The sequence below is a fragment of the Micromonospora sp. NPDC004704 genome (assembly GCF_053601675.1).
This window is the reverse complement of sequence record NZ_JBSGCD010000003.1, coordinates 18,849-41,515: the sequence shown is the minus strand read 5'-3', so window position 1 is coordinate 41,515 and position 22,667 is coordinate 18,849. Positions and strand designations below refer to the sequence as shown.

General features: G+C 71.5%; 18 protein-coding genes. 4 read left to right on the top strand and 14 right to left on the bottom strand.

The annotated features are described in order from the left end of the window. Positions 1 to 24 precede the first annotated feature (24 nt). From ACWEFB_RS04430 to pepN, 4 genes are all read right to left on the bottom strand, one after another. Positions 25 to 654, bottom strand: a complete 630-nt coding sequence (locus ACWEFB_RS04430) for a histidine phosphatase family protein (RefSeq protein ID WP_452282166.1) — start codon at positions 652 to 654, stop codon at positions 25 to 27. After that, entirely contained in the window at positions 651 to 1,049 is a 399-nt protein-coding gene (rsfS, locus tag ACWEFB_RS04425) for a ribosome silencing factor (RefSeq protein WP_326556245.1), read from the bottom strand. The genes ACWEFB_RS04430 and rsfS overlap by 4 nt, the downstream gene beginning before the upstream one ends. Positions 1,050 to 1,152: 103 nt before the next feature. Further along, positions 1,153 to 1,746 (bottom strand): nicotinate-nucleotide adenylyltransferase, encoded by a 594-nt coding sequence (gene nadD / locus ACWEFB_RS04420; RefSeq protein WP_326556244.1) that lies wholly within the window; start codon positions 1,744 to 1,746, stop codon positions 1,153 to 1,155. 112 nt (positions 1,747 to 1,858) lie between these two features. Next, on the bottom strand, positions 1,859 to 4,390 hold the full coding sequence (gene pepN, locus ACWEFB_RS04415; RefSeq protein ID WP_452282163.1) for an aminopeptidase N: 2,532 nt from the start codon (positions 4,388 to 4,390) through the stop codon (positions 1,859 to 1,861). Positions 4,391 to 4,459: 69 nt separating this feature from the next. Here pepN and ACWEFB_RS04410 point away from each other — a divergent pair, with 69 nt between their 5' ends. Then, a complete protein-coding gene (locus ACWEFB_RS04410) occupies positions 4,460 to 4,678 on the top strand; it encodes a DUF397 domain-containing protein (protein ID WP_326556242.1) in 219 nt (72 codons plus the stop codon). 88 nt (positions 4,679 to 4,766) lie between these two features. Here ACWEFB_RS04410 and ACWEFB_RS04405 read toward each other — a convergent pair whose 3' ends face one another. Next, positions 4,767 to 5,645, bottom strand: a complete 879-nt coding sequence (locus tag ACWEFB_RS04405) for an NAD(P)-dependent oxidoreductase (protein WP_452282161.1) — start codon at positions 5,643 to 5,645, stop codon at positions 4,767 to 4,769. 163 nt (positions 5,646 to 5,808) lie between these two features. Then, positions 5,809 to 8,055, bottom strand: a complete 2,247-nt coding sequence (locus ACWEFB_RS04400) for an FUSC family protein (RefSeq protein ID WP_452282159.1) — start codon at positions 8,053 to 8,055, stop codon at positions 5,809 to 5,811. Positions 8,056 to 8,360: 305 nt separating this feature from the next. On the opposite strand from ACWEFB_RS04400, the gene trpS reads away from it, so the two are divergent. After that, a complete protein-coding gene (gene trpS / locus ACWEFB_RS04395; protein ID WP_452282157.1) occupies positions 8,361 to 9,374 on the top strand; it encodes a tryptophan--tRNA ligase in 1,014 nt (337 codons plus the stop codon). A 38-nt stretch (positions 9,375 to 9,412) separates the two neighbouring features. Here trpS and ACWEFB_RS04390 read toward each other — a convergent pair whose 3' ends face one another. The 8 genes from ACWEFB_RS04390 to ACWEFB_RS04355 form a co-directional block, all read right to left on the bottom strand. Further along, complete coding sequence (locus tag ACWEFB_RS04390) at positions 9,413 to 9,874, bottom strand: GNAT family N-acetyltransferase (protein ID WP_452282155.1); 462 nt, start codon at positions 9,872 to 9,874, stop codon at positions 9,413 to 9,415. A gap of 70 nt (positions 9,875 to 9,944) precedes the next feature. Then, complete coding sequence (obgE, locus tag ACWEFB_RS04385) at positions 9,945 to 11,444, bottom strand: GTPase ObgE (protein ID WP_452282153.1); 1,500 nt, start codon at positions 11,442 to 11,444, stop codon at positions 9,945 to 9,947. Positions 11,445 to 11,684: 240 nt separating this feature from the next. Next, positions 11,685 to 11,942 carry a 50S ribosomal protein L27 gene (gene rpmA / locus ACWEFB_RS04380; protein WP_326556236.1) on the bottom strand — a complete coding sequence of 86 codons (258 nt, stop codon included), beginning with the start codon at positions 11,940 to 11,942 and terminating at the stop codon, positions 11,685 to 11,687. 49 nt (positions 11,943 to 11,991) lie between these two features. Then, a complete protein-coding gene (gene rplU / locus ACWEFB_RS04375) occupies positions 11,992 to 12,306 on the bottom strand; it encodes a 50S ribosomal protein L21 (protein WP_326556235.1) in 315 nt (104 codons plus the stop codon). 163 nt (positions 12,307 to 12,469) lie between these two features. Then, positions 12,470 to 13,075, bottom strand: a complete 606-nt coding sequence (locus ACWEFB_RS04370) for a hypothetical protein (protein WP_452282150.1) — start codon at positions 13,073 to 13,075, stop codon at positions 12,470 to 12,472. A gap of 174 nt (positions 13,076 to 13,249) precedes the next feature. Further along, a complete protein-coding gene (locus tag ACWEFB_RS04365) occupies positions 13,250 to 16,336 on the bottom strand; it encodes an Rne/Rng family ribonuclease (RefSeq protein ID WP_452282148.1) in 3,087 nt (1,028 codons plus the stop codon). Between the two features lie 138 nt (positions 16,337 to 16,474). Next, entirely contained in the window at positions 16,475 to 17,194 is a 720-nt protein-coding gene (locus tag ACWEFB_RS04360) for a TIGR03936 family radical SAM-associated protein (RefSeq protein WP_326563185.1), read from the bottom strand. 144 nt (positions 17,195 to 17,338) lie between these two features. Then, a complete protein-coding gene (locus ACWEFB_RS04355) occupies positions 17,339 to 19,315 on the bottom strand; it encodes a TIGR03960 family B12-binding radical SAM protein (RefSeq protein ID WP_326556232.1) in 1,977 nt (658 codons plus the stop codon). Between the two features lie 163 nt (positions 19,316 to 19,478). Between ACWEFB_RS04355 and ACWEFB_RS04350 the strand changes: the two genes are divergently transcribed. Both ACWEFB_RS04350 and ACWEFB_RS04345 read left to right on the top strand, forming a co-directional pair. Then, a complete protein-coding gene (locus tag ACWEFB_RS04350) occupies positions 19,479 to 21,083 on the top strand; it encodes a hypothetical protein (RefSeq protein ID WP_452282145.1) in 1,605 nt (534 codons plus the stop codon). 81 nt (positions 21,084 to 21,164) lie between these two features. After that, positions 21,165 to 22,637, top strand: a complete 1,473-nt coding sequence (locus ACWEFB_RS04345; protein ID WP_452282143.1) for a cryptochrome/photolyase family protein — start codon at positions 21,165 to 21,167, stop codon at positions 22,635 to 22,637. The last annotated feature ends 30 nt before the right edge of the window (positions 22,638 to 22,667 follow it).

Sequence of the window (22,667 nt, the reverse complement as noted above, 5' to 3'; positions counted from 1 at the left end):
CGGCCGGTCGGCCACCGGTCTGTCTCAGATGGCGGCGGGGATCGGCTCGCGGGCCGCCGGACCGACGTTGTGCGCGCGAAGCTGCCAGCCGCGTACCTGGTCGTGGCGCAGCTCGGTCCAGTGGCAGTTCTGCAACGACCCGAGCGCACGCAGGATCGGCGGCCCCCAGCCGAGCAGGTGGCCGCATCCCTGCTTGGCGCCACCGCCGTGGGTGGCGACCACAGTGGTGCCGCCGGGGTTGGCGTCTGCCGCAGCCTGGAACGCGGTGCCGATCCGCTTGGCCAGGTCGTCCAGGGCTTCGACCTGGCAGCCGGGATCGGCGTCACCGTTGCGCCACCGGGCGTGCTCGGTCGGGAACCGGGCGGCGACCTCGGCCATGGTGAGCCCCTGCCACTGCCCGTAGAAACGCTCGCGCAGCCGGGTGTCGGTGCGTACCGGCAGCCCGGTCAGCGCGGCGAGGGCCTCCGCGGTGCGGGTGGCCCGTTGCAGGTCACTGGCGACGATGGCGTCCGGCTTCAGTTCGGCCAGCAGGGCAGCTGCGGCGTCGGCCTGTTCCACACCCAGCGCGTTGAGCGGGGTGTCGGTCTGCCCCTGGACCCGGTTGTCCGCGTTCCAGTCCGTGTTGCCGTGCCGCCAGATGATCAGTCGGGTCATTCGCCGTGGCCGGCGTCGGCGTCGACGAGGTCACGGTCCACGAACGGGATGATCGGGCAGTCCTTCCACAGCCGGTCGAGAGCGTAGAACTCGCGCTCCTCGGTGTGCTGGACGTGCACCACGATGTCGACGTAGTCGAGCAGCACCCAGCGTCCGGCCCGCTCGCCCTCGCGCCGGACCGGCTTGGCCTTGTCCGAGAGGGTGAGCAGTTGCTCCTCGATCGCGTCGACGATCGCCTGTACCTGGCGCTCACTCGGCGCCGAGGCGATCAGGAACACGTCGGTGATGGCCAGCTGGTCGCCTACGTCGATCAGGACGATGTCCTGTGCCTTCTTGTCAGCGGCGGCCTGGGCGGCGGCCAATGCCAGCTCGAGGGCGCGATCGGAAGCTGTCACCGTACTCCTTTGGGTCGACCATGAGACCTATCTAGCCTCTCACACGTGGCCGAGTTACGACTTGGCAGTTAGCGAACAACGGGTCGCAAACCGTGCCAAACCGTTACTGATAGAGCCGGCGTTTGGCAATGTACTGGACCACACCGTCGGGCACGAGGTACCAGACGGGCTCCCCGGCGGCCACCCGCGCCCGGCAGTCGGTGGAGGAGATCGCCATCGCCGGCACCTGGACCAGGCTCACCGAGTCGGCCGGCAGGTGCCGGGCGGAGAGTTCGAAGCCCGGCCTGGTCACCCCGATGAAGTGGGCCAGCTCGAACATCTGGTCGGCGTCTTTCCAGGACAGGATCTTGTCCAGCGCGTCCGCGCCGGTGATGAAGAACAGCTGCGCCTTCGGGCCGTACTCCTCGTGCAGGTCGCGGAGGGTGTCGACGGTGTAGGTCGGGCCGTCCCGGTCGATGTCGGCCCGGCTGACCTGGAAGCGGGGGTTCGAGGCGGTCGCTATCACCGTCATCAGGTAGCGGTCCTCGGGCGAGGAGACCGGCTCGTCGGCCTTCTGCCACGGGTGACCGGTGGGCACGAAGATGACCTCGTCGAGCCCGAACCGGTCGGCGACCTCGCTGGCCGCGACCAGGTGACCGTGATGGATCGGATCGAAGGTTCCGCCCATGATCCCGATTCGTCGGGTATCTTCCTCCACCTCTTGATCGTATGCCGGGACGGTCGGTCAACCGCCCCGGCATGACGCAGATCGCACCCGCTCGATCCCCCCAGCCGGGGTCCGGCGAGCCGGCCAGCGGCCGGCAGAGCCGTCAGACCAGCCCGGCGGAACGGGACACCAGCGCCCGACGCAGGTCGTCGGCCGCGTCGGTCACCACCCGGCGCAGCCCCGGCGTCAGGTCGTCGCGCTCCAGCAGCGCCGCGGCCAGCTCCCGGGTCCGCGGCGCGACGGCGTACTGGGGGAAGGCCAGCCTGGCCACCTGGTCGGCGGTCCAGGAGGTACGCAACCGCGCCGCCGCCGGCATCTCGGCGAAGTACCGCTCCAGATAGGACTCGGTCAGCGCCTCCTGCTCCGGCTGCCAGAACCCGCCCGCGTTCGCCTCGACCAACCGGTTCGACAGCGAGGTGTCGCTGACGATGATCTGCCAGGCCCGCTCCTTCGCGGCCGGATCCGGCAGCGCGGCCCGGCACCGGGCGGCCCGTTCCTCACCGGCCGCACTCCGGTCGGCGGCCAGTTCGGCGGCGACCTCCGCCTCGCCCGCCGCGCCGAGCACCACCAGCCGCCCGACCACCGCCCAGCGCAGGTCGGTGTCGATGGCGAGCCCCTCCGGCACGTTGTCACCGGCCAGCCAGCCGGCCAGCCGGGCCGCATCGGCGCTCGCGCCGATCAGGCCACGAGCGGCGGCGAGCTGCACCGAACCACCCGCCGGTGCGGTGCCGAGCAACCGGTCGCAGGCCTGGGCGACATAACCGAGGGCGGTCAGCCGGCGATCCGGATCGAGGTAACGGTCGATCAGCGTACGGGCCAGTTTCAGCACGTCCTCGACCACGATCACCTCGGTCTCGCCGGGCAGCGCGGCGAGGATCAGGGTCACCAGGTCGGAGACCGGCCGCTCCCCGTCGGTCACCGCGTCGATGGTCGCGGTCCAGAGCACCGCACGGGCCAGGGAGTCGGTCAGGCCGGGCAGAACCTGCGGTACGGCCGCAGCCGACGCGTCGTCGAGGCGCACCTTGGCGAACGTCAGGTCACCGTCGTTGAGCAGGAGCACCGACGCGGCCGGTTGACCGGCCAGCTCGGCCAGGACGGTCCGTCCCTTGTCGACGACGGGCTCCAGGTCGACCTCGATCCGGTCCCGTAGCACCGCCACCGGCCGGTCGGCGGAGTCCTCGGTGTCGTAGCGCCCCACCCCGATCCGGTGCGGGCGCAGCACCGGGTGCTCCGGAGGGGCCGTCTGCACCACCGCCACCTCGGTGTACGTGCCGTCCTCGGCCACGCTCACCTCGGCCCGCAGGGTGTTCACCTGCGGGCGGCGCAACCAGAGCTCGGCCCACTCGGACAGGTCCCGCCCGCTGGCCGTACTCATCGCGTCGAGCAAGTCGGCCAGGGTGGCGTTGCCGTACCGGTGGGCGGCGAAGTGCGCGTTCAGCCCGGCGAGGAAGGCCTCGTCGCCGAGCCAGGCGACGAGCTGGCGCAGTACCGAGGCGCCCTTGGCGTACGAGATGCCGTCGAAGTTGAGCAGTCCGGCGGCGGCGTCGGGTACGTCCTCCGGGGCGACGGGGTGGGTGGACGGGCGCTGGTCGGCGGCGTACCCCCAGCCCTTGCGGCGCAGGCCGAACGTGGTCCAGGCGCCGGTGAACCGGGTCGCCTCGGCAGTCACCCTGGTGCCGAGGTACTCCGCGAACGACTCGTTCAGCCACAGGTCGTCCCACCAGCGCATGGTGACCAGGTCACCGAACCACATGTGCGCCATCTCGTGCGCGATCGTGGTGGCCCGCAGTTCCCGTTCGCTGTCGGTGACCGCCGACCGGAAGACGTAGTCGTCGCGGATCGTCACCAGGCCGGGGTTCTCCATCGCGCCGGCGTTGAACTCCGGCACGAACGCCTGGTCGTACTTGCCGAACGGGTAGCGGACGTCGAACAGCTCGTGGAACCGGTCCAGGCACTGCTTGGTCACGGTGAAGATCTCGTCGGCGTCCCGGTCCAGGTGCTCGGCCATCGACCGGCGGCAGAAGATGCCGAGCGGGATGCCGTCGTGCTCGTCGTACCGGGCGTGGTACGGCCCGGCGATCAGCGAGGTGAAGTACGTTGCCAGCGGGGCGGTCGGGGCGAACTCCCACCGGCCACCGGTCGGCGGGTGCAGCGGGGCGCCGTTCGCGGCGACCAGCCAGTTCTCGGGCGCGGTCACGCTCAGCGTCACCGGTGCCTTCAGGTCGGGCTGGTCGAAGCTGGGGAAGATCCGGGGCCCCTCTTCGAGGAATGCCATGGCGTAGAGGTACGCCTCGCCGTCGGCCGGGTCGACAAAGCGGTGCAGCCCCTCGCCGGTGTTCGAGTACGCCATCTCCGCCTCGACGGTCAGCGTGTTCTCGGCCCTCAGCCCGGTCAGCACAAGACGGTCGTCGGCGAGCGTCGCCGGATCGATCGTCGTGTCGTTGAGCCGTACGCTGGTCAGTTGGGCCGGCTTGATATCGACGAAGGTGGTGCTGTCGGGGGTGGCCCGGAAGCGGATCGTGGTGACGGACCGGAAACCGGTGTCGCCGGCGGTCAGGTCAAGATCAATATGGTACGACTCGACGGTCAGCAGCGCGGCGCGCTCGGCCGCCTCGACCCTGGTAAGGCTCGGCATCCGCATATCCTGCAACATGAAGAGTGGAAAGGCTTTCCCATGACGGATCGCGCAGTGGAGGAATCGACGATGGCGCAGCACCCGAAGGGCGACTTCGACCTGTCCCGCGCGGTGTGGCAGCGGGCCGAGGGCGACACGTCCGAAGCGGCGGTGGAGGTCGCGTTCGTGGACGACCTGATCGGCATGCGCAGCTCCGCCGAACCCGACGGACCGGTGCTCGTGTTCACCCAGGCCGAGTGGGACGCGTTCGTGGCCGGCGCCCAGGACGGCGAGTTCGACCTGGAGTAGGAACGCCGTCGTGGGTCATCCGGTCGGTCGTCCGGATGACCCACCACGGGCGGCGGCCCCCGCATCGGCAGGCGGGTGGACGGCGCCGTCACGCGGGGCCCGGTGTCATCGCCCGTGCGATCACCGTCAGGTCGTCGCCACCGAACCCCCGGTCCACGGCCCGCCGCCACTGTGCCGCGAGACAACCGGCAACGGTGAACTCGGCCGGGTCGACCGCGTCGAGCGCGAGCAGGAGGTCCTTGAGCGCCAGGGACAGGGTGAACTCGGGTGAGTAGTCGTCGCGGGCCATCCGGTGCAGCTTCGCCTCGGCCCACGGCGGCACGATCGGGTTGCCGACCAGCGCGGTCAGCACAGTCTCGGTGCCGATCCCGACCGCCTGCGCCATCGCGACCGACTCGGCCACCCCCTCGGCCAGGAACGCCAGCAGGATGTTGTTCACCAGTTTGAGCCGGGAACCCTGCCCCGCCGGGCCGACCCAGAGGGTCCGCTGGCCGAGCGCGTCGAACAGCGGTGCCACCCGGTCCCGCGCCTCGGTCGGCCCGGACGCGTAGATGGACAGCTTCCCGGCCTCGGCCGGTCCCCGACTGCCCGCCACCGGCGCATCGACGAACACCACGTCCGGACGCTCCCGCCGCACCAGCGCGGCGAGCCGCTCGGTGCCGGCCACCCCGATCGTGCTCATCTGCGCCCAGATCGCCCCCGGCGGCAGTGCGGCGAGCGCGCCCTGGTCGACGACGATCGCGGTGACCGCGTCGATGTCGGTCACCATCGTGACCGCGATCGCCGCCCGGCCGGCCGCCTCGGCCGCGCTACCGGCCACCTGCGCGCCGAGATCGGACAGGGCCTCCGCCGACCGGGGTGTCCGGTTCCACACCACCGTCGGCAGGCCGGCCCGCAACGCGTTCGCCGCCATCCCCCGACCCATGCCACCGAGGCCGAGGAAAGCGACCGTCTGCTGCTGCGCCATGGCACCCCCTCCGCCGCCCTTCCGGGCTCGCCTCCAGGCTGCGGCGCGACCCGGTCCGGCGGGCGGGCCGTACGCGGGATCTGGGCGAACATCGGCCGGTCCTACCCGGACGGCTGACCCCACCCGCGCACTCTTGACGGCTGACCCCGCCCGTCCGGAGCCCCTACCGGAGGGGCAGTTCGGTCGCCGTACCGTCGATCTCGGTCTGGATCCGGTTCAGGTGCGCGGTCAGGCAGATCAGCCAGACCTCCAGGTCGACGAGGTCCAGCGCCGAAGCCCGGGTGCCGCCGATCCGCAGCAGCGTACGCAACCGGACCGCCAGGTCGTCGGGTCCCGGAGGCGGCGACACCGACTTCGCCCGCCCGCCCCGCCACAACTGGTCCGCGACATCCCCGTACGCGCCCCGCACCCGGTGGGCGAAGTCGTCCAACGGCCCCGCCACCTCGTCGCTCAACAGCGGGTACGGCGGTGGCCGCAGATCCCGCCGGGCCTGACCACCGCGCACCATCTCGTGTCCGGCGATCAGCACCGCGCTCCAGTCCACCCCCTCGTTGCGGCGGGCCGGCTGCTCCGACTGGTACTGGATCATCGACGCCTCGGCGAGCACCATCGCCCGGTGCGCCCGGCCCAACTCCCCCCGGTCCGGTTGGCGGCCGGTGAGCACGTCGACCGTCTCCTCGGTCGACGACGCCGCCGCGTCCAGGTAGTTCGCCAGCGACCGGCGCAGTTCCCCACCCCCACCCCGCGGCCAGAGCAGGAGACCAGCCAGCACCCCGATCACCGCGCCGACCAGCACGTCCGTGAACCGGGCCTGCACGATCCGCAGGCTCGCCGGGCCGATCTGGGCGAACAGGGCGGTGAGCAGCAGGGTGACGAAGCCCTGCCCCCAGGCCAGCCCGAGCAGCGGGCCAACCGCGAAGGCCAGCACCATGGCCACCGGCAGGACTCCCCGGTAGACCTCCGGCCGGTCGGTGACCAGCAGCAGCCCCGCACCGGCGGTGGCACCGAGCACGGTGCCGATCACCGCCGGCCGCAACGTCGTACGGGTGTCGGCGGCTGACGTACGCAACAGGGTCAGAGTGGCCAGCAGGACCCAGAAACCGTGGTCGAGGTTCAGGTAACCGGCCACCACCCGAGCCGCCGCCAGCGCCAGGGCGATCCGCGCCGCCCCCTGGAAGTGCACCGAACGCGGGGTCAGGTGCACCCGGTACCGCTGCCAGTAGAGCGCGATCATCGGACGGTGGGCGTACTCGAAGGGGTGGTGGCGCTGGCCGGGCTGCGGTGGCACCCGGGTGGTCGGCAGCCGGGCGACGATCCGGGCCGCGGTGTTCAGGATCGGCGCCTGCTCGACCACCCGCAGGACGATCGCGTCCAGCCACAACCGGCCCAGGCCGGGCTCCTGGGACGCCTCGCCGCGCGGGCGGGCCCAGATTTCCTCGATCAACCGGTGCAGCCGCAGCGGCTCCGCCTCGTCGTCCCGCCTCCCCTGCCCGGCGAGGGTACGACCGGCCGCCCGGATCTGGTCCGCACCCTGACGCAGCAGCCAGTCCAGATCGCTGTCCGGGATTCCCGGCGCACCCGGCGGTGGCGGCGAGCCGATCGGGGCGGACGCTCCCGGCAGCGCCGTGTCGACGGCCAGCCGGTCGCCGAAGTCCAACGCCTCCCGTAACGCCACCGCAGCGTCCCGCATCGCCCGGTCCCGACGGCCCGCCGACGTCGGTCGCTCGGTCGCCGGCAAGTCCTCGAACGCCAACCGGTCCACCGCCCGACCCGCCCGGGCCTGCCGCCGGGCCGTCTCCGGCCCCGGATCGACCCGTCCGGACAGCGCGTCGGCGAGCACGTCGAGGAAGTCCGCGACGGCGTCCGCCGCGACGGCGAGCCGCTTCGGATAGGACACCAGGGTCACCCGGTCGGGCCAGAGCACCAACTCGGCGAGGATCAGCAGCAACGTACTCGCGGTGATCCCGCCCAGTCGCTCGCCCAGCGTGTCGGGCGCGTACGGGCCGAAGGAGGACAGGATGTAGAACAGTTGCAACCCGGCCGCCACCCCGGCCAGGCGTGGCCCGCCGACCCCGACGAAGGAGACCACGAATCCGACCACCACCATGCCGGCCGCCGCCGCCCAGATGTTGCCGGCCAGAAGGGTGCCGGCGACCACCAGCACCCAGGTCACCGGGAGGGCGGCGATCAGCACCCGGGCCCGCTCCCTCGGGGTGGCCGGCAACTGGCCGAGCACCCCGACGGCGAAGACGGTGAAGACCGAGTAGAGCGCCAGGGTCGTGCTGTCGACCAGGTAGATGCCGCTGTAGAAGACCAGGACACCGATGAGCGTCAGGCGTACGGCACGGCGGATGATCCGGTAGCCGGGGTCACGTCGACTCAACCAGGCCACGGCGGCGCGGCTGCCCACGGATCCCTCCGATGCTCGCCGACCCGATCAGCTCCTCACGATCGGAAAAACGATCACCCGGGCACGGCGTTACGGGGCATCCGGTCCGGCCACCCGCACGAGCGGTCCGGCCACCCGCACGGGTGATCCGATCGGGTGGGTTAAGCTGGCCGGGTGCGGATGACAACAAACGGCTGGCGGGCCCCCTGACGGGCGGCCACGCATCCGCGCACCCCGAGACAGCACCACGGCCGCCCCACCCGGGCGGCCGTTGACGTATGCGCACCCGGGACGGGCAGGTCGACGTACTCCCGAAGGAGCCCCCGATGACCGCGACCCCGACGATCACCCGGACCGTGCCGAAACGCCGGCTGACCGGCCTCAAACCCACCGGCTCACTGCACCTGGGAAACCTGCTCGGCGCGATCCGCCCGGTGGTCGACGCCCAGTACCGGGCCGAGACCATCGTCTTCCTCGCCGACCTGCACGCGCTCACCGTCGCCCACGAACCGGCCCGGGTACGCGAGCGGACCCTGGAACAGGCGACCATGCTGCTCGCCGCCGGGCTCGACCCGGACCGGGCCATCCTCTACGTCCAGTCCCAGTTGCCGGAGCACACCGAACTGCACTTCCTGCTCGAGTGCGCCACCGGGGTCGGCGAGGCCCAGCGGATGATCCAGTTCAAGGAGCAGTCCGCCTCCCAGCAACAGCACGTACGGCTGAGCCTGCTGACGTACCCGGTGCTGATGACGGCCGACATCCTGCTCCACGACGCCGAGGAGGTGCCGGTCGGCGAGGACCAGAGCCAGCACCTCGAACTCGCCCGGGACGTGGCGATCCGGTTCAACACCCGCTACGGGGAGACCTTCACCGTGCCGCGTGCCGTCCACCCGGAGGTGGCCACCAGGGTGATGGAGCTGAGCGACCCGACCGCCAAGATGGGCAAGACCACCAGCGCGGACGCGGGCACCATCTTCCTGCTCGACCCGCCCGAGGTGATCCGGCGCAAGGTGACCCGCGCGGTCACCGACTCGGGCCGGGGTGTCGCGTACGACCCGGAGAACCGGCCCGGCCTGGCGAACCTGTTGGAGATCCTCGCCGCCTGCGTGGACGCCCGCCCGGATGCTCTCGCCGACGAGTTCACCTCGTACAGCAAACTCAAGCGGGCGGTCGCGGAGGCGGTCGAGGCCCTGCTGCGACCGATCCAACTCCGTCACGCCGAGCTGACCCGCGACCCCGGTTACGTCCGGCGGGTGCTGGCGGAGGGCGCCGAACGGGCCCGCGACGGTGCCACCGACACCGTGCACCGGGCCAAGCGCGCCATCGGCCTGCTCACCTGAAGAGCAGCAACCCGGTGTACGGGCCCCCGTACACCGGGTCAAGCCGCAACCAGGATCCGTTTCTCGAAGCAGGCGCTGTACGGGTTGCCGACGTACCGGCCGTAGACCGGGATCTCGGTGTAGCCGGACGAGCGGTAGAGCGCCAACGCCGACGGCAGGTACGTCTCGGTCTCCAGGCGCAACACGGAGTGACCGGCCCAGAAGGCCAGGTCCTCCAGGGCGGCGAGGAGCTGCCGCCCCACACCACGCCTGCGGTGGGCCGGTCGGACGTACATGCGCCGGATCTCGGCGATGTCGGGATCGACGGACTGGATCGCCCCGCAGGCCACCGCACGCCCGTTGACCACGCCAACCAGGTGCCGTACGTCGTCGGGGGCGGGAAAGGAGTCGTCCACCGCGCCGACGCCGACCGGCCGGTTCGCCTCACGCAGCTCCCGCTGCTGTGCGGTGACCAGGGCGACGAGTTCCGGATCGGAGCATGGACGAGACTCGATCAACATCCACTCAGGGTAATCAGGCGGCATTTCGCCCAGGTTTCCCGAAAGTGGCGCCAATAGAGCGCGAATCCGTCTAGTCGGCGGTGCTGTCCCCGCCGCCGACGGTCACCGGCGCGTCGTCGAGGTTGGCGGCAGCCGCCGCGGCCAGCGCCGCCTGCGACTCCTCGTCCGAACGCACCCGCCGGGCCTTGCGCGCGGCCAACCGCTGGGAGGCCGACGGACGCGACGACTGGGTCTCCAGCCGGATGTCGGTGCCCCGGTTACCGGGCGTGAAGTCCGCACCGGCGTAGAGCGTCGGCTGCCAGTCGAACTCGCGTACGCCGATCCGAACCAGGCTGCCCGACACGGCACCGGCCTTCGCCAGCTTCTCCTCGACGCCCAGCCGGGCCAGCCGGTCGGCGAGGAAGCCGACCGCCTCGTCGTTGTCGAAGTTCGTCTGCCGTACCCAGCGTTCCGGGCGCGGGCCGTGCACCACGAACGCCCCGTCCGAGGTGGCCTCGATGGTGAACCCGGCGTCGTCCACCGCGACCGGGCGGAGCACGATCCGGGTCGGTTCGAGCACCGGCGCCGCGGCGCGGGACTGCTCGACCAACTCCGCCATGGCGAAGGTCAGCTCCCGCAACCCGACCCGGGTCGCCGCCGACACCTCGAAGACCCGCAGACCCCGGGCCTCGATGTCGGCCCGGGTGATGTCGGCCAGGTCCTTCCCGTCGGGCACGTCCACCTTGTTCAGTACGACGATCCGGGGCTTGTCGGCCAGTCCGCCGTACTCGGCCAGCTCGAGCTCGAGGGCGTCGATGTCGGCGAGCGGGTCCCGGCCCGGTTCCAGGGTCGCGGTGTCGACCACGTGTGCCAGCACCGAGCAGCGCTCGATGTGCCGCAGGAACTGCAGTCCGAGCCCCTTGCCGCTGGCCGCGCCCGGAATCAGCCCCGGTACGTCGGCGACGGTGAAGGTGTGGTTCTCCACCCGGACCACGCCGAGGTTCGGCACCAGGGTGGTGAACGGGTAGTCGGCGATCTTCGGCTTGGCGGCCGAGATCACCGAGATCAGCGAGGACTTGCCGGCCGAGGGGAAGCCGACCAGGCCGACGTCGGCGACGCTCTTGAGCTCCAGTACGACGTCCATCTCGTCGCCCGGCTCACCCAGCTCGGCGAAACCCGGAGCCTTGCGTCGGGCGTTGGCCAGCGACGCGTTGCCGCGTCCGCCGCGTCCGCCGCGGGCGACCTCGAAGGTGGTGCCGGCGCCGGTCATGTCGGCCAGTACCTCGCCGGTGGTGCTCAGCACCACGGTGCCGGCGGGCACCTTGAGGACCAGGTCGCCGCCGTTGGCGCCGTCACGGTTGGAACCGGCGCCGCCCTTGCCGTTGTCGGCCTTGATGTGCGGCCGGAAGTGGAAGTCGAGCAGGGTGTGCACCTGCGGGTCGACGACCAGCGACACGCTGCCGCCGTGGCCGCCGTTGCCGCCGTCCGGGCCACCGAACGGCTTGAACTTCTCCCGGTGGATCGAGACGCAGCCGTGCCCGCCGTCGCCGGCCCGCAGATGCAGGACGACCCGGTCAACGAAGGTAATCACGACGCCAATCCTCTCCGCGGGGCCCATCCCCGCGACAACCACCGACCCGCGACATCGGCCCGGTCTCGTACCACGCCTGAACAAGCCTGCCACGGAACGCGTCGATCGGCCCGTGACGCGGCGTCGAGGCGCGACGCGACATCGGCCACCTGTGACGCGCGGCATCGGCCCGTGACGCAAACAGCGAAGCGGGCCGGGACACTCAGGTCCACGGCCCGCTTCGCCGATTGGAGAAGCTAACTACTGTGCCGCCGGCACGATGCTGATGACCTTGCGGCCACGCTTGGTGCCGAACTGGACCGCACCCGGGGCGAGGGCGAAGAGCGTGTCGTCGCCGCCGCGCCCGACCAGGTCGCCGGGGTGGAACTTGGTGCCGCGCTGCCGGATCAGGATCGTGCCGGCGCTGACCACCTGGCCACCGAACCGCTTGACACCGAGCCGCTGCGCCTGGGAGTCGCGACCATTGCGCGAGCTGGACGCACCCTTTTTGTGAGCCATCTGAGGACGACCTAACTTTCCGCTGGACTCTTACCCTGCCGCCGACTGCTTACTTACCGTTGGAGATCCCGGTCACCTTGACCTGGGTCAGCGGCTGACGGTGCCCCTGACGCTTGTGGTAACCGGTCTTGTTCTTGAACTTGTGGATCCGGATCTTCGGGCCCTTGGTGTGGGCGGCGATCTCGCCGGAAACCGCGACCTTGGCGAGCTTGGCCGCGTCGGTCACCAGGTCGGTGCCGTCGACGAGAAGCACCGCGGAGAGCGTCACCGCGTCGCCAGGCTCACCGACGAGCTTCTCGACCTCGATCACGTCGCCCTCGGCGACCTTGTACTGCTTGCCGCCGGTCTTGACGATCGCGTACATCGGAGGCGGACTCCCTGTCGTTGAGGCGTTGGGATGCTGTTCGCGGCTGCTCACCTCGGCCGCACGAATGCGGGGGCGGGCACGCGAGAGCTTGGCGCCAAAGGTGCGCCGCAGGCTAGCGTACGCCATGGGGTGTCGGGCGCCCAAACCGGGCCCCGACGGCTCAGCTCTGGCAGAGCTGGCCGATGCGCTCGTTCAGCGACTCGAGCTTGATCTCGTCGATCGAGTTCGCCTCGGGCTTCATCGTACTGACCTGGGTCGCCAGCTCGCCGAGGGTGCTCTTCAGGGTGGCGTCGGTGGCCTTGGTGGCGTGCCCGCGCAGCGCGGCCGTCCAGTCGGCCAGCCCCTTCTCCGCCCGACCCCGGGCAGCCGTCGCCGCGGCGGTGTCGCCGTCGCTGGTCGCCTGCATCACCGTCACCATCTCGGTGATGAAGGCCGTACCCAGGTCGGTGTTGGTCTTCAGGGCCGCCGCGCAGACCTCCTTGGCGTTGCCGCCGGCCGGGGGCAACGCCGGCGGCGGTGGCGCCGGGGCACCGGGGCCACCGGTGGGACCGCCGGGCGCCTCGCTCGAACGGGCCGGGGGCATGCCACTGGCACCGGGCGAGGCACTGGCGCCGGGCTCCGCGGAACCCGAGACGGTCGGAGCGGCCGTACCCGACGGGGCCTGCCCCTCCGACTTCGGACGCTCGGCGGCGCAGCCGGAGCCGATCAGCAGGACGGCGGTGAGGGCGGCGGTGGTGATGACGGCGGCCGGCAGCGGGCGTCGCATCTGATCTCCTCGCAAGGGGGTGCGGATGGTAAAAGGCCCCTTCCAGTCGCATTTTGGCCTGGAAGGGGCCTTCTCAGCGCTCGGCCCCTAGTGCACCGCACCGGCGCGTCGTACGCAACCGGTGCGGAGCACAAGATCGATCAGGATCGGCGCCGGACGTCGATCGGGTGGGGATCAGGGACGGGTACGCCGCCGCGTGCCACCGCGACGCGACCGCCGCCGGCCACCGGCACCACCCTCGGTCGGCTCGCCGTCCTCGTCGAGCTCTCCGCTCTCGCCCAACGCGTCCGGGTCGTCCGCACCGGCCAACCGGGCGGACCCGGTCGACCCGGCGTCGGTGTCGTCCGGCGCCTCGGTCGTGTCGACCTCGTAACGCGACAGGTCGTACCCCATGGTGTCGATCTCGTCGGAGTCGGCGATCTCGACCGCGACCCGCTCCGGTGCCGCACTCTTGCGTGCCCGGGTACGCCGGCTGACCGCCGGTGCCGCCTCGGTCGCCGGAGCGGCCGGCGCGGCGGTGCTGCTCGGTACGGTCGCCGAGGCGACCGCCTTCACCCGGTCGCCGCCGCCGTTCGCGCTGGCCTGGGGACGCTTCTCCGGCACCGGCTCGGTGTGGATGATCACGCCACGGCCCTTGCAGCAGTCACAGGTCTCGCTGAACGCCTCCAGCAGCCCGGCACCGATCCGCTTACGAGTCATCTGCACCAGACCCAGCGAGGTGATCTCGGTGACCTGGTGCTTGGTCCGGTCCCGGCCGAGGCACTCGGTGAGCCGGCGCAGCACCAGCTCACGGTTGGACTCCAGCACCATGTCGATGAAGTCGATCACGACGATGCCGCCGAGGTCCCGCAACCGGAGCTGGCGGACGATCTCCTCGGCCGCCTCCAGGTTGTTCCGGGTGACCGTCTCCTCGAGGTTGCCGCCAGCACCGGTGTACTTGCCGGTGTTGACGTCGACGACGGTCATCGCCTCGGTCCGGTCGATCACCAGGTGACCACCGGAGGGGAGGTAGACCTTGCGGTCCAGGCCCTTGAGGATCTGCTCGTCGATCCGCCGCTCCACGAAGACGTCGCCCGTACCGGTGTGCCGGTGCAACCGGGCCACCAGGTCCGGCGAGACGTGCGCCAGGTACGACTCGACCTGGCTGTACGCCTCGTCGCCCTGCACCAACAGCTCTTGGAAGTCCTCGTTGAACAGGTCGCGGACCACCCGGATGACCAGGTCTGGCTCCTCGTAGAGCGGAGCCGGAGCACCGCCCTCGGCGGCCCGGGCCTGGATGTCCTCCCACTGCGCCTGCAACCGCTTGACGTCGCGGGCGAGTTCGTCCTCGCTGGCGCCCTCGGCGGCGGTCCGGACGATCACGCCCGCGCCGTCCGGGACCAGCTTCTTGAGTACGTCGCGCAACCGCTTGCGCTCGTTGTCCGGCAGCTTGCGGCTGATCCCGGAGGCGTTGCCGTTCGGTACGTAGACCAGGTGCCGACCGGAGAGGGCGATGTGGCTGGTCAGCCGCGCGCCCTTGTGACCGATCGGGTCCTTGGTCACCTGGACCAGCACGGAGTCGCCGGAGCGCAGCGCGTGCTCGATCGAGCGGGCCCGTCCCTCCAGGCCGCTCATGTCCCAGTTCACCTCACCGGCGTACAGGACGGCGTTGCGGCCGCGCCCGACGTCGACGAACGCCGCCTCCATGCTGGGCAGGACGTTCTGCACCTTGCCCAGGTAGACGTTGCCGGCCATGGTGCCGGAGGTGGCCCGGGTGACGTAGTGCTCGACCAGCACCCCGTCCTCGAGCACGGCGATCTGGGTACGGTCGCCGCGCTGGCGGACCACCATCACCCGGTCGACCGCCTCGCGGCGGGCCAGGAACTCCGACTCGCTCAGGATCGGCGGCCGGGTACGGCGCTGCTCACGCCCGTCGCGCCGGCGCTGCCGCTTGGCCTCCAGCCGGGTCGACCCGGAGACGCCCTGCACCTCGTCGGAGGTCCGGCGGGGCTCACGGATCTTGACGACGGTGTGTACGCCGTCGTCAGTGCTTGCACCACCCTCGGGGCTGTCCCCGGCGCCCTTGCGGCGGCGGCGACGGCGACGACGGGTCAGCCCGTCGCCCCCCTCGGTGTCGTCGTCCTCGTCGTCTTCCGCCTCGGCCTCGGCGTCGGCCTGCGCCGGTTCCTCGGTTTCCTCGTCTTCGAGCTCGTCGGTCGGGCCCTTGCCCCGGCCCCGACCCCGGCGTCCGCGACGGCGACGACGGCGGCCACCGGCCTCGTCGTCCTCGTCCTCGTCGTCCTCGTCCAGGTCGACCGGCTCCGACTCACCGTCGGTCGCGGCGTCGGTGGCGGGCTCGACCAGGTCGACGACCTGCTCGGTCGGCTCCCCGGTACGGCGACCGCGCCGCCTGCGACGGGAGGTCTCGACCGGCTCGGCCTCGATCTCTTCGGCCATGATCTCGTTGTCGGTGGGCGCGACGACCGGCTCGATCAGCACCGCCGGTGGCGGGGTGGTCGGCCGCGACGGCGGGATCTCCGGCTCGGGGGCCATGAACAGCACGGTGGGAGCGGAGAGGGCGGCGCGACGACGACGGGTGCGCGGCACCTCCTCCTCTGCCGGCTCGGCGAGGTCGGGGCCGCTCGGTGCGGTCTCGGCGGTCGGCGGTACGGCGACACCCGGCGACACCTGCTCCGCGTCGGCGGCGGGGGCGGCCTGCTCGGCTGCGGGCGGGGCGACCGGCGGCGTCACCGCGGTCACCTCGGGCTCGGCGGGGATGTTCTCGGCCTCGACCGCCGCCGGTACGGCCTTGCGCCGCCGGGTACGGGTGACCTTGACCGGCGGGGTGGGCTCGGGCTCTTCGGCCGGGGTGGGGCTGTCGACCGGTGCACTGCCCGTGAGCTGGGTGGAGTCTCCGCCGGAGGCGGTCAGTTCGGGGTCGGCCTCGCCGCCCGTGCCGAGCTCACCGACAACCGCCGGTGGTTCGTCCCGCTTGTCGGCGGTGGTCGCCTTCCGACGTCGCCGGGTGACTTTCGGCGCCGGCTCGGTGTCTCCGGCGACCGGGGCGAAGACCTCCGCCTGCGGTGCCTCGTCGGAGCCGGTACGGGCCTCGCCCGGTGCCTCCACCGGAGCGCCGCCCTCCGTCGTCTCGGCGGTGGCCGACGGCGTACGCCGCCTGGTGGTACGGGTGCGCCGCACGGGCGTGGTGTCGTTGGTCTCGGCGGGGTCACCGGCCGGCTGGGAGCCGGTCCGTTCGCCGCCCTCGGGCTCGTTGTCGAGCATTGGACGTTCTCCAGTTCTGGCTGCCCCGGGCGCGGGTGAGCGCTGCCACGCAGGGTTGCCGCAAAGGTGTTTCCGGCAGCGCGTCCAGGTGCACGACTACCGAAGTCTGGCTAACACTTGAGCGCTGGCCGGAATCGATCAGCGTTCACCGATGGTTGCCCCGTCGCGGTCCGCCTCCAACGGATCCGCGATCGCCCCGTGCGCGGTCAAACTGCCCTGCGCCAGCCGGGTAGCCCTTGGCGGCACCGGCGGCTCCAGGTCGGCCACCACGCGGAGGCCGGAAAGGACGTCATCGGGTCGTACGGACGGAGTGACCTGCCGTATGACTAGGTCGAGTATCGCACACGGTACGCCCGCGACCTCGGAAGGTGCCCCAGTCTGGTCGATCACATCGAGCCTGCTGACTGCGTCCCGGGCGTCGAACGTACGCCGGCCCTGCTTGGTCAGGCGCTCGACCAGTACCTCGGACGAGGCCCGAAACTTCTCCACCGCCTGCCGTGCCACGTCGGGCCCGATCCCCGGCAACTCGATCCGCCAGTGCGAGGCGTCGATCCGGTCGGCCAGGCTGCCGCCGTGCGCGACCACCACCTCGATCACGTCGAGTCCGGGCGACAGGGAGGCGTCGAGGGCGACCCGCAGTGCCTCCGGGTCGACCTCGGCCTGCAGCCCGACCTCCAGGTACTCCGCCTCGCTCGCGGTACCGGTGGGTGCCGCGCTGGCGTACGAGATCTTGGGGTGCGGGGTGAAGCCCTGGGAGAAGGCCACCGGTACGCCGGCACGGCGCAGGGCCCGCTCGAACGCGCGGGCGAAGTCGCGGTGCGAGGTGAACCGGAGCGGCCCGCGCTTGGCGTACCTGATCCGGATCCGCTGTACGACCGGCGCCTGACCACCCTCTGGCTGGTTTTTCTTGCTGATCGTGGTGCTCCTCGGTGTGGCGGCCGAGCGGGCGTGGCCCGACCGGCTCGGATGGGTACGGCCTGCGGCGGCCGGCGGCAGCCCTGGTCAGGCGCCGGCCGGCGCTCGCAGCCCGGAGTTGAGCGGCGTGAGCGGCAGCAGCTTCTTGCCGGTCGGCCCGATCTGGATCTCGGTGTCCATCGAGGGACAGACACCGCAGTCGAAACACGGGGTCCACCGGCAGTCATCCTGCTCGAACTCGGACATCGAGTCCTGCCAGTCCTGCCAGAGCCAGTCCTTGTCCAGGCCGGAGTCGAGGTGGTCCCAGGGCAGGACCTCCAGCTCCTCGCGCTGGCGGGTGGTGTACCAGTCCAGGTCGACACCGAAGGTCGGCAGGACCTCGGCGGCGGCGGTCACCCAGCGCTGGTAGGAGAAGTGCTCGCTCCAGCCGTCGAACCGACCCCCGCCCTCCCAGACGCGGCGGATCACCGCGCCGACCCGGCGGTCACCACGGGAGAGCAGCCCTTCGATCAGCGACGGCTCGCCGTCGTGATAGCGGTAGCTGATCGCCCGGCCCAGCGACCGGTCGGAGTTGATCGCCTGCTTGAGCAGCCGGAGGCGGTTGTCGATGACCTCCGGCGTCTCCATCTTCGCCCACTGGAACGGGGTGTGCGGCTTGGGTACGAAACCGCCGATGGAGACGGTGCAGCGGATGTCCTTCGACCCCGTCGCCGCCCGCCCGGCCTTGATCACCTCGTGCGCGAGCCGGGCGATCTGGAGTACGTCCTCGTCGGTCTCGCTCGGCAGCCCGCACATGAAGTAGAGCTTCACCTGCCGCCACCCGTTGGTGTACGCGGTGACCACGGTGCGGATCAGGTCCTCCTCCGACACCATCTTGTTGATCACCTTGCGGATCCGCTCCGAGCCGCCCTCGGGTGCGAAGGTCAGCCCGGTGCGCCGGCCGTTGCGGGACAACTCCTGGGCCAGGTCGATGTTGAACGCGTCGACCCGGGTGGAGGGCAGCGAGAGCGAGACGTTGGTGCCGGCGTACTGCTCGGCCAGGCCGGAGCACATGTCGCCGATCTCGGAGTGGTCGGCCGAGGAGAGCGAGAGCAGACCGACCTCGGAGAAGCCGGAGAACTCCAGCCCGTCCCGGACCATCTGCCCGACGGTGGTGATCGACCGCTCGCGTACCGGACGGGTGATCATGCCGGCCTGGCAGAACCGGCAACCCCGGGTGCAACCCCGGAAGATCTCCACCGCGTACCGCTCGTGCACCGTTTCGGCGAGCGGGACCAGGGGCTTCTTCGGGTACGGCCACGCGTCGAGGTCCATCGTCGTGCGCTTGTGTACCCGGAACGGCACGTCCGCCCGGTTCGGCACGACCCGCTGGATCCGGCCGTCGGGCAGGTAGTCGACGTCGTAGAACTTCGGGACGTAGACGCTCTCGGTCCGGGCCAGCCGCAGCAGCAACTCGTCGCGCCCGCCCGGAGATCCCTCGTTCTTCCACTGCCGCACGATCGCGGTGATCTCGAGTACGGCTTCCTCACCGTCGCCGAGGACCGCCGCGTCGATGAAGTCGGCGATCGGCTCCGGGTTGAACGCGGCGTGCCCACCGGCCACGATCACCGGGTCGTTGTCGGTCCGGTCGGCGGCGAGCATCGGCATGCCGGCCAGGTCGATCGCGGTGAGCAGGTTGGTGTAGCCCAGTTCGGTGCTGAACGAGATGCCGAACAGGTCGAAGGTGCCGACCGGCCGGTGCGCCTCGACGGTGAACTGCGGCACCCGGTGCTCGCGCATCAACGCCTCGAGGTCGGGCCAGACCGCGTACGTCCGCTCGGCGAGCACGTCGGGCTGCTCGTTGAGCACCTCGTAGAGGATCTGCACGCCCTGGTTGGGCAGCCCCACCTCGTACGCGTCCGGATACATCAGCGCCCAGCGTACGGTCGCCGACTCCCACTCCTTGACAACCGCCCCCAGCTCGCCGCCCACGTACTGGATGGGCTTGCTCACCTTCGGCAACAGTGGCTCGAGCTGCGGCCAGATGCTGTTGCTGTGGCCGGTCGTGGTCGTCGGGACGCTCATGACCGCCAAGGGTACGCGGCGCGCCCGGCCGACCGGTTGCCATATGCCCGGCGGGCCGCGTAAGTCGCCGGGGCACGTTGAGGTTGATGCCCCGGTGGCCGTCGATGCCGCAGTGGCCCGCCGCTACTACCCTCGTACGGGCGCGCGAGAGGAGCACAACCCGATGCCGGAGCCACAGCCGGAAGTCACCCCACCGGCAGGCCAGTCCCGACCGTCCGAGCCATCGGTCCCCGCCCCGACACCGGAGCGGCGGCCCGCCGAGCCGACCGCCACCGCGGACCCGGAGCCACCGACCGGCCCGGACACCCGCCCGAACGGGACGCCAACAGCCGACGCCCCCACGGACCAGCCGCCGACAGAGGCAGAGACCCCGAAAACGTCGCCGGACACGCCCCCGACGAAGGTGGAGACATCGGAAGCCGGGGACGCACCGGCCGAGGCGGAGAAGCCGGCAGCCGGGGACGAACCGGCGAGCGGGTCGGACGAGCCGGTGACCGAGCCGGCGCCGCCGCGCTGGACCGGATCGGCGGCGGTTCCTCCACCGGCGCCGAAGAAACGCCGTTCCCTGGGCGGCGGGAATCGGGACGTGCCGGTCCCCCGCAACCCGACCCTGCGGTTACCGGCCGTCGAACCGGACCACCACGACCAGGGCCATCCGGGGCAGGGTCACCACGGTCAGGGACAGCACGACCAGGGTGGCCACGGGCACAGCCACCACGGTCAGGAGATCCCGGACCGGGACACCCCGGTCGACCCGTGGGCGGCGGCGGATCCGGAGCCGTGGGCGGCACACGTGGCGTCGATCTCGCCGGCAGAGCCGTACCAGCCAACGTCGCCGGCGGAGCCGTACCACCCAACGTCGCCGGCGGAGCCGTACCGACCGACGGCAGCGGGCGAGCCGTACCGGGCCGGGGCGCCAGCGCAGGCGTACCCGCCGGTTTCGCCGCATCCGCCGGTGCGTCCGTACCCCGCGACCCGGCCGTTCTCGGCGGGCCCGCCGCCGGCGGCGCCCGCCGCCGTTCCCCCGCCGCCGCCTCCTCCCCCGCCGGCCCGGTCCGGTCGGCCGCCGGCCCCGGCATCCGTCCCGGTGGCCAAGGTGCCGGCGAAGTCCCGGCGCGGACGCCGCGACGATCCGCCGCCCGGCCGGGGCCCCACCGCCGCGCCGCCGCCGGGATGGCGGGCGCCGCCCGGGTACGTGGCGGTGACCGGCCGGCGCCGGCGGCGCTGGCCGAGGGTGATGCTGGTGCTGTCGCTGCTCGGCGTCGCCTGCTGCTGCGGGGTGCCGGGCTGGTACGCCAAGCCGATGTGGGAGCAGTACCCGGTCACCGCCACCCTGCCGGCCGAGGTGTTCGACCTGCACAAGCGGGAGGACAGGGCCAGCGAGCAGCTCACCAACCAGCTCAAGGAGCAGATGGCCACGAGTGACCTGTTCGGCGACACCTTCGCCGGGGTCTACACCGACCCGAACGAGAAGGTCGTCACCATCTTCGGCAGCACCGGCTTCCGGTGGAACCCGGAACAGGATCTCGACGCCGCGATGGCGCAACTCGGCAACGAGTACGCGCTGAGCGACGTCCAGCCGATCGACACCGGGGTACGGGGCGAGTTCCAGCGCTGCGGCGTCGGTCAGGCCGGACGCAGTGACGTGGTGGTCTGCTCCTGGGCCGACCACGGCAGCCTCGGCACGGTCCTGTTCACCCAGCTGTCGGTACAGGACAGTGCGGACCTGCTGACGCGACTCCGGACGGAGATCATCCGTCACGAATGACCATACTTCATGTGACCGGAGACACAGTCGATCCACGGGCAGGCTACGGGTGAACTCAGCCGCGCCGTGCAGAATCGGGTGATGTCGCGGCGCTGGATCTTCGCAGACCAACTCGGGCCGCACTTCCTCGACGACCACGACCAGCAGGTACTCCTGATCGAGTCGAAAGCGGTGTTCCGTCGGCGCGCGTTCCACCGGCAGAAGGCCCACCTGATCCTGTCCGCGCTCCGGCACCGGGCCGCCGAGCTTGGCGACCAGGCAACATATGTACGGGCGGAGACCTACCGGGATGGCCTGCGGCAGGTCCCCGAACCGATCGACGTCTGCCACCCGACCTCGCGTCGAGCCCGTGACCTGGTGCGGTCCCTGGAGCGGGTGACCGTGCTGCCGCCACGCGGTTTTGTCACCAGCACCACCGACTTCACCGCCTGGGCCGACGACCGGCGGGGTGCGATGCGGCTGGACGACTTCTACCGCCACGCCCGCCGCCAGCACCGGGTGCTGCTCGACGGCGACGACCCGGTCGGGGGCCGGTGGAGCCTCGACGCCGACAACCGGCAGCCGCCGCCGAAGGAGTCCGAACCCCTCGACGTCCCCCCGCCGCCGCTGCCGGAGGAGGACGACATCGACGCGGAGGTCCGGTACGACCTGGACCGGTGGGCGGCGGAGGGCATCCGGTTCGTGGGCCGGGACGGGCCACGGCTGTTCCCCGCCACCCGGGCCGAGGCGACCGACCGGCTGCGGCACTTCCTGCGGCACCGGCTACCGAGTTTCGGGCCGTACGAGAACGCGATGCTCGGCACCGACCCGTTCATGGCGCACAGCCTGCTCTCGCCGTCGCTCAATCTCGGTCTGCTCGACCCGATGGAGGCGATCCGGGGCGCCGAGCAGGCCTACCGGGAGCAGGACGCGCCGCTATCCAGTGTGGAGGCATTCGTCCGTCAGCTTCTCGGCTGGCGGGACTTCGTCTGGCACCTCTACTGGTACTTCGACGCCGGGAACCGTGGCGGCGACCGGGTCGGCGCCCGCAGATCGGTGCCGTCGTGGTTCGGCAATCTCGACGCCGACGCGGTGCAGGCCCGCTGCCTCGCCGACGTCCTGGCCGGGGTACGGGACCGGGGCTGGGTCCATCACGTCCCCCGACTCATGGTTCTCGCCAACTACGCGTTGCAGCGCGGGTGGCGCCCGTCGGAGGTGGTCGACTGGTTCCAGCGGTCGTTCGTCGACGGCCACGAGTGGGTGCTGACCGCCAACGTCGTCGGCATGAACCCGTACGCCGACCTCGGCCAGTTGAGCACCAAGCCGTACGTGGGCGGCGGGGCGTACGTCAACAGGATGAGCGACTACTGCGGGGGCTGCCGGTACGACCCGAAGCAGCACCTCGGCGAGAACGCCTGCCCGTACACCGCCGGGCACTGGGTCTTCCTCGACCGCAACCGGGAACGCCTGCCCAGCAGTCCCCGGTTGGTCCGCACCCTGCGCCAACTCGACCGGCTCGACGACGTACCCGCGATCCGGGACCAGGAGAAGGAACGCGGGTCGCAGGCACCGTGACCCGGAGCCGGTTCGGCACCGGGCCGGACC